The sequence below is a fragment of the Pokkaliibacter plantistimulans genome, assembly GCF_003194385.1.
Lineage (GTDB): Bacteria > Pseudomonadota > Gammaproteobacteria > Pseudomonadales > Balneatricaceae > Pokkaliibacter > Pokkaliibacter plantistimulans.
This window is the reverse complement of the sequence record NZ_LAPT01000043.1, coordinates 21,873-28,286: the sequence shown is the minus strand read 5'-3', so window position 1 is coordinate 28,286 and position 6,414 is coordinate 21,873. Positions and strand designations below refer to the sequence as shown.

Sequence of the window (6,414 nt, the reverse complement as noted above, 5' to 3'; positions counted from 1 at the left end):
CTGCTGGCTGCCTGCTGTAATAATCAGCTCAGCTCCCTCAGCATAGGCACTGACTGATGGGGGGAGATGAGCGAGTGCCTGCACAAGAAGTTCTTGATTGTTCATTTTTTCATTCTATTCACGATTCATGAACGATAGAAAATTATGAACACACTCGATGAAAGATCAAGGGGGATGTGACATCTAACAGGCTGTTGAAAAACGTTATCGAGACCGCCGAGACAAGGAAAAAACAGGCGAAAAAGCGGAGTTTAGTGAGCTAAATGAGCATTTTGAGCCTATTTTTGACGCGGTATTCGGCAACGCAGATAGATTTTCAACAGCCTGCTAAACACCAGCAACAACCGCAATGCATTATGCAGAGCTGAAGGTGAAAAGCGCTGAGGAAGAGGCATTCACTGGTCAGTCAGCGCCTGCCACTAAGCGCCGACAGCCTGCAATGGATCACCAGCACACAGGCCAGCAAAAAAGTCATCGAGACGCTGTTTACTGAACTGTTCAGCCAGAATTGGATACTAAGTGAATGACTGTACCAGCCATACCACCATCAGTGACGGTGCATAAAACCAGACATGGATCAGACTCATTCGCTGAAACACATACATTGCCATCAGCATCCCATGCTCGACTGTTACCATGCGCTAACCAGCCTCCCGTTTCACCAATATAGTTAGCCATCAGTATATTCAGGTTATGTTCAATGGCTTTGTGCCTCAGTATTTCACTGTCGTGTGCAAAGCCGTTTTTAGAGATCAAAACGCTCGACAAATATATATCTGATTTCTCTTTATTTGCATCGAGCCAATGCTGTGAGTGCGCAAAGTCAGCACATATACCTAAAAACACCCTTCTCCGCTTCAACTCAAAACTATAGTTTCTGCTACCAGCAGATATAAATTTATCCTCCCCCGGATGAAGATATTGTTTTCGATAGCAGTCAGTTTTCCCTGACGGAAAAGAAACTAACGCGCCTATGCAGGGTTTTCCGGCATCACTTGCCAATGGGATGCCGGATATAATGACCACATTATTATTAACGGCAGCACTTGATAAATCCGCGACAATCGGTGACTCAGAATCTATTGCCAGCTCTGATGCCAAATCCAATTCATAACCTGTTAATGACAGCTCAGGGAAAATTACTATATCCGCACCATATTCGGCAGACAACTTAATACATTCCATATGCTTGTTTAAATTACTTTCAATATCCCCCTTAACTGAGGAGCATTGAACTAAGCTGATAATGAGAGTCCCATTGTCCACAGAAGCTTCCTTAATAAATACAGTGCCCTATTAAGCCAGATAACCTCCGGCAAAACCGGAGATGCCTCCTGATCAACTATCACTTATTACTTTCGCTATTTTTCGCTACAAATGGATCAATCAGCGCCAGCAGCTCATTGAGCCTTTCCGTATAATCCGATATATATATTTTTCCACTCTTTTTGCTTTTCAGCACGATGGCATTAATTCCATTATTGCTGAACTTACTCAGTGATACTGACTCTTCCAGAGGAAAGCTATTTTTAAATCCCCAATAGTTTCTTCCCTGAATAATACCGTCATGTATAGAAATTTTTGCTATCCGAATCCAGAGTGCTATCAGCAAAGAAAAAAATATACATGACAGCCCCGCGAAAAAAGCGATTATCAGTGGGTTAGTTGAATCCAGATGCAGGAATGTGGCACCAAAATCAAAGCCCGATTTGATGTAGCCCGTCAGACCCAGCAACAAGAGAGGTATACACACTACAAGCATCATGTATTTAGAGAGGTTCAACCACAGTCCTTTCCATAGAACGCTATACGTCATAATTTGTCTCAATTTAAAAATGCCGAATTTTACTTAAGACTGATACAAAGTAATCAAAGATCACAACTGGCGTCTATTAAGAGGTATATCGATCACCCCACAAATCTTCTCCATCTAACCAGCTTGCTAGCCAATCAACAAAAGCATTTTTATGTGGACTAAACATAAGTTCTACAGGCTCTCCACTTTCTCTCATATTCGGGTCGTACCATACTACCGGGAACTCCTCCTTGGTTGCGTCAAAACAGGAGTAAATGGCACAACCCCAATGACAAAAAGGAATTAGTCCTTCCGGCCACTTCAACTCCGGATCTTCCGGATCAGCACTATTTAATAGTGTATACAGCTCAGCAATAGAATCACCTTCATCCGAAGTATGCCCTCCCTTGACTCCCAGCAGTTTGTACCCGGGCCCTATACCACCATTGGCTACAGTTAAATATATTTTCTTTAAGTCAGGTGGAAATGGAAAACCAAGCTTAATCTCCTCTAACCTGACAGACTCAGGACTTGCAGGAACTCCACTTTCCTTAGCTATTATTCTTTCAATTAAATCCACTAAACTTTATCCTTATTAATTCAAATCATCAATTAAAAATCCTATTAAAAATAGGCACTTATAACCTTACAAAAGCAACCAGCCTTTATAGGATTTGATTCCATCTTTTAAACTAAACCACCGAAATTTTCATACACAACCAGCAAAACAATTTCAGTAATTCACTCCAGCCTTATACTTATACATTTAAACGTGCCATCAGATTTGAAAAATCCGCTCATATGCCAGACGCTATCAAAAGGCACCCCAACTCAGCAGTAATACATTGAACAAGATAGCTATTTTTCCAGCGACATCAAGAATACACAGTCATGAACACCAGACCGATTCTGTCGCACAAAAAGCACTTCGGCGAAGCGCTAAACACCAGCAACAACCGCAATGCATTATGCAGAGCTAAAGAAGGTGAAAAGAATCAACCCCGTAACCGGGTATTCAAAGAAGGGAAAGAGAAAGGAGAACCAGCGGATTACTCTGCTGGTACGTCGATATCAAAGCCAGAAATAGCCGGGCGTACGATGATTTTTTCTACCTGCCACTTACCAAAATGCTGCGACATATTGGCGTAGACGTCGGCATCCTGCCTGGGGCCGACCACGGTGAAGTGCAGGCTGGCCTGTCCGTTGTTGGTATCCGTGGTGATCTGTCCGCTGGTCACACCTTCTGCCCTGATCGGCTCACCCAGCTCGGTAATGACCGCCTGACTGGTCTGCACCTTGCTCAGTGCCAGTTGATAGGCATCGCCTTCCAGCAGCCGGGGAATGCCGAGTAAGGCACCTGCCAGTACCAGCACCAGAACCATCGGCCCAATAATCGCCCAGCGGCGCTGCACCGTGCGAAAGTGCTCAACATCGCGCCACTGGCGATTTTGCCAGGCCCACTCATTGCCCTTGGCACCCAGCACAAAGGGCATGATGACGTTGACGATGGGAACCAGCATCAACAGGGCAATCAGGGTGTTATTGCAGACACCCCACAGCAGGTTGAGACAAAAAGCGCCCCAGTTCCAGCCTCTGATTTCCGGTGGAATCGGGGTGCCTTTGCCCTTGCCTGAGGGGTAATTCAGCTCGGATGAATCCATGATGATCTCCTTGTCGTCAGCATCCTGGCTGTGTATGCATACCGCCGCTCAGCGTCAAAACCCAGCAGCAATCCGTTACCGGATTATTCACTGTGGCAAGAGATCATTGCGTCTGAATTCAGGGTGCAGAGGCAGCGCCTTTACCCGGGCTGCCAGCCATAGCCTTCTGCCATCGCCACCACCACCTTGCGCGGCCCCATGAACGGGGTGCGGGCGTGGGCGGCAAGCATATTGTCGAGCATCAGCACATCACCGGCCTGCCAGGGAAAGATCACCGTTTCTGCCGCCAGCACCTGACGGATCAGGGTGAAGGTGTCATCGTCGATCTCACTGCCATCGGCATACAGCACATTGCGTGGCAGGTTTTCCACACCGACGCTGTCGATCAGGGTTTCCCGTACTTCGGCCGCCAGATTGGAGGCATGGAACAGGTGCGCCTGATTCATCCAGACCCAGTCGCCGCTGCGTGGATGCTGGGCCACGCCCTGACAGTATTGCCAGGTACGCAGCTCACCATCGTCTTTCCATTCCCATTCGATCCCCAGACGCTGGCAGGCAGCCTCTACCTCGGCTTCCTCTTCGGTGTTGAACACCGCCTGCCAGGGCAGATCAAGGCCATTGCCATAGTTGCGCACATAGACCAGCCCGTTGCTGAAGCGCTGGCGAATCTCCGCAGGCATACGCCGGTAGATCGCCCGGCTGTCGGCAATGGGCGTCTCACCCCCCTGCCCGGCGGCCAGCACACAGTGGAACCAGATCTTCATCGGCCACTGGGTGGTGTAAGCCTGTTCGTTATGCAGGGGGATATGCTGGTGCGCGGGATATTCGGTGGAGGTATAGACACCACCCGAGACCTCACTGCGCGGGGTCGAGCCAAATTCATAGTTGAGCAGCGGATGGCCAAACGAGGCCGCATAGGCGCGGAAGTCGCTGACGTCCGGCACGTCGAAGCCGCGCAGCAGCACTCCGCCGACCCGTTCGACCACGGTTTCGATCTCCCGCTGCATCGGCAGCAGGCTACTCAGCGGCGTGTCAGCTTCAGGGGCGGTGATCAGTGCCGGCAGCTCTGACCCGTAGGGGCGCTGGCTGGTGGCAAGACGGGATGAGGAAGTGTGATTTGTGCCCACAGGCACCTCCTGTTGGCGCCCGCACCGGCTCAGCCAGTGGCGGAACAGGTACGGGCGCTGATGAACAGCACGTTGTGGCAGGTGGTTGAAAATCGGTCTGGCTTTAGCCTGTCAGGCGCTGAGCCGATGCAGTGCATCCGGTAGCAGCTGCTGCCGGATCAGTGCCAGCACGGCCTGTTCTTCGCCTTTGAGATAGAAATGGCCACCGTCAAACCAGTTCAGCTGCATGGGTCCGCTTGACTCGGCCGCCCAGGCCTGCAGCTCGGCTTCAGTGATCTCATCCTCCCGCCCGGCCAGCACATGCAGCGGGCAGTTCAAACCGGCACTACCGGCATAGGCAAAGCTGCCACAGACCTGATAGTCGGCCGCCAGGGTATCCACCGCCATGCGCAGCAGCTCCGGCTCGTCAAACAGCGCAGCCGGTGTGCCGCCCTGACGCTGCAGATCAGCGATCAATTCGGCATCACTCTGCAGGTGCAGAAAGCGGTCGGTATCGCGCTTGCTCGGGGCTTTACCCGCTGACATCAGCAGCGCCTGCGGGGCAGGCAGCCCCCGTTGCTGCAGCTCACGGCAGAGGCCATACGCCAGCAGCGTGCCCATGCTGTGCCCGAACAGCGCGTAACGGGGTGCCAGCTCAGCGCTGAGCATATCGACCAGATGGCTGACCAGTGCGTTGAAATCACGCACAAAGTCTTCGCCGATGCGGCTGCCCCGCCCCGGTAACTCCACCGGCACCAGCTCAATCTGCGGTGCCAGCGCACGCCGCCAGCGGTAATACATGGCAGCACTGCCACCGGCACAGGGCAGACAGTAGAGGGTCAGCGGGGAATGCGCGGCATAGGTGACGGGAGGCTGTGACATCAGTGGCCCGCCTGCTCAGCCATAAACTGACGCAGGCTCAGGGGGCGCATATCCGTCCATACCTGTTCGATATGGGCAAGGCATTCGGCCTTTTTGCCGGCTACTCCGGTATCACGCCAGCCGCCGGGAATGGCCTTGTATTCAGGCCAGATGGAATACTGTTCCTCGTGGTTAACCACTACACGGAATACGGTGTCTTCGCTGTCAAAGCTCATGGCTGCTCCTCAATCGACCGCGGCTGTCAGGGAGCGGCAGCCGCCGGAGGCACAAAGGTATGCGCCTCTTTCCTATCGGATTGACGAAACAGTGGGGGGGGAATTTAGGTTAACGGGTTTGCCTCTGCGCCATCTTCAGGGGTATAAAAAACGCCCTCGGGTTCAATCACCCCGTTCATGTCAGCCTTGTCACGACGCTCGCAGAGCTGCTTGCTGATGCAGAGGACGGAGTACAAGGCTGGTTTCATGCTGACTCGTCAGCAACTCTGCCATACGCAAGGAATGCGCTATGTTCAAATCTCGCTATACGTCATTACTCTTATCAGGCTGCCTGCTGGCCAGTGTAAGCGCCTGCTCCTCCGCTGCTCCTCCGACAGCCTGTCAGCCCGCAGCAGGCTTCACACAAATCGATGTGGTGCTGGCGACCGATGTAGCCCCGCTGTCTTCTTTCCAACCTGCTATCGCTGGCCCCCGGACTGATTACGCCTATGAGCTGGGCGGCGCAACAATAGCCATTACGCTATCGGCTGATAAACACAGTCTGATACGCAAATGGACCGAGCCCGGTCAACCTTCCGTGGAGCAACGTTACTCGCTGGAGTGTGCCGATCAGCATTATCTCGTCGGGAAAGGCATTACCGCACAATTTGTCAAAGATGGTCTGGTGGTCCAGGAAACCCACCCCAACACCGACGGTATCCCGGCAGATATGGGAATGTTCTACGCCGCGCAAAAATAATGGATGCACAAGGACG

9 protein-coding genes are annotated in these 6,414 nt (G+C 51.8%); 1 reads left to right on the top strand and 8 read right to left on the bottom strand.

Annotated features, from left to right (window positions below; translation table 11 throughout):
- Positions 1 to 498: 498 nt before the first annotated feature.
- The 8 genes from WH50_RS10345 to WH50_RS26600 form a co-directional block, all read right to left on the bottom strand.
- Positions 499 to 1,266, bottom strand: a complete 768-nt coding sequence (locus WH50_RS10345; protein ID WP_165838381.1) for a carbon-nitrogen hydrolase family protein — start codon at positions 1,264 to 1,266, stop codon at positions 499 to 501.
- Positions 1,267 to 1,345: 79 nt separating this feature from the next.
- Positions 1,346 to 1,783: a hypothetical protein gene (locus WH50_RS10340; protein ID WP_133251298.1), complete on the bottom strand. Its 438-nt coding sequence runs from the start codon at positions 1,781 to 1,783 to the stop codon at positions 1,346 to 1,348.
- A gap of 109 nt (positions 1,784 to 1,892) precedes the next feature.
- Positions 1,893 to 2,375: an SMI1/KNR4 family protein gene (locus WH50_RS10335; protein ID WP_110187224.1), complete on the bottom strand. Its 483-nt coding sequence runs from the start codon at positions 2,373 to 2,375 to the stop codon at positions 1,893 to 1,895.
- Positions 2,376 to 2,844: 469 nt separating this feature from the next.
- Entirely contained in the window at positions 2,845 to 3,456 is a 612-nt protein-coding gene (locus WH50_RS10330; protein ID WP_110187223.1) for a cytochrome c oxidase assembly factor Coa1 family protein, read from the bottom strand.
- 140 nt (positions 3,457 to 3,596) lie between these two features.
- Positions 3,597 to 4,583 carry a TauD/TfdA family dioxygenase gene (locus WH50_RS10325; protein WP_243410067.1) on the bottom strand — a complete coding sequence of 329 codons (987 nt, stop codon included), beginning with the start codon at positions 4,581 to 4,583 and terminating at the stop codon, positions 3,597 to 3,599.
- A 111-nt stretch (positions 4,584 to 4,694) separates the two neighbouring features.
- Positions 4,695 to 5,444, bottom strand: coding sequence for a thioesterase II family protein (locus tag WH50_RS10320; RefSeq protein WP_110187222.1), 750 nt, complete (start codon positions 5,442 to 5,444; stop codon positions 4,695 to 4,697).
- Positions 5,444 to 5,659, bottom strand: a complete 216-nt coding sequence (locus WH50_RS10315) for an MbtH family protein (RefSeq protein WP_104155993.1) — start codon at positions 5,657 to 5,659, stop codon at positions 5,444 to 5,446. The genes WH50_RS10320 and WH50_RS10315 overlap by 1 nt, the downstream gene beginning before the upstream one ends.
- Before the next feature lie 104 nt (positions 5,660 to 5,763).
- Entirely contained in the window at positions 5,764 to 5,907 is a 144-nt protein-coding gene (locus WH50_RS26600; RefSeq protein ID WP_207780254.1) for a hypothetical protein, read from the bottom strand.
- Between the two features lie 41 nt (positions 5,908 to 5,948).
- Between WH50_RS26600 and WH50_RS10310 the strand changes: the two genes are divergently transcribed.
- Positions 5,949 to 6,398 (top strand): hypothetical protein, encoded by a 450-nt coding sequence (locus tag WH50_RS10310; protein ID WP_110187221.1) that lies wholly within the window; start codon positions 5,949 to 5,951, stop codon positions 6,396 to 6,398.
- The last annotated feature ends 16 nt before the right edge of the window (positions 6,399 to 6,414 follow it).

Coding starts and splice junctions, on each gene's coding strand:
- WH50_RS10330 (WP_110187223.1), bottom strand. CDS start 3,456: ATGGATTCATCCGAGCTGAATTACCCCTCAGGCAAGGGCAAAGGCACC.
- WH50_RS10320 (WP_110187222.1), bottom strand. CDS start 5,444: ATGTCACAGCCTCCCGTCACCTATGCCGCGCATTCCCCGCTGACCCTC.
- WH50_RS10315 (WP_104155993.1), bottom strand. CDS start 5,659: ATGAGCTTTGACAGCGAAGACACCGTATTCCGTGTAGTGGTTAACCAC.
- WH50_RS26600 (WP_207780254.1), bottom strand. CDS start 5,907: ATGAAACCAGCCTTGTACTCCGTCCTCTGCATCAGCAAGCAGCTCTGC.
- WH50_RS10310 (WP_110187221.1), top strand. CDS start 5,949: ATGTTCAAATCTCGCTATACGTCATTACTCTTATCAGGCTGCCTGCTG.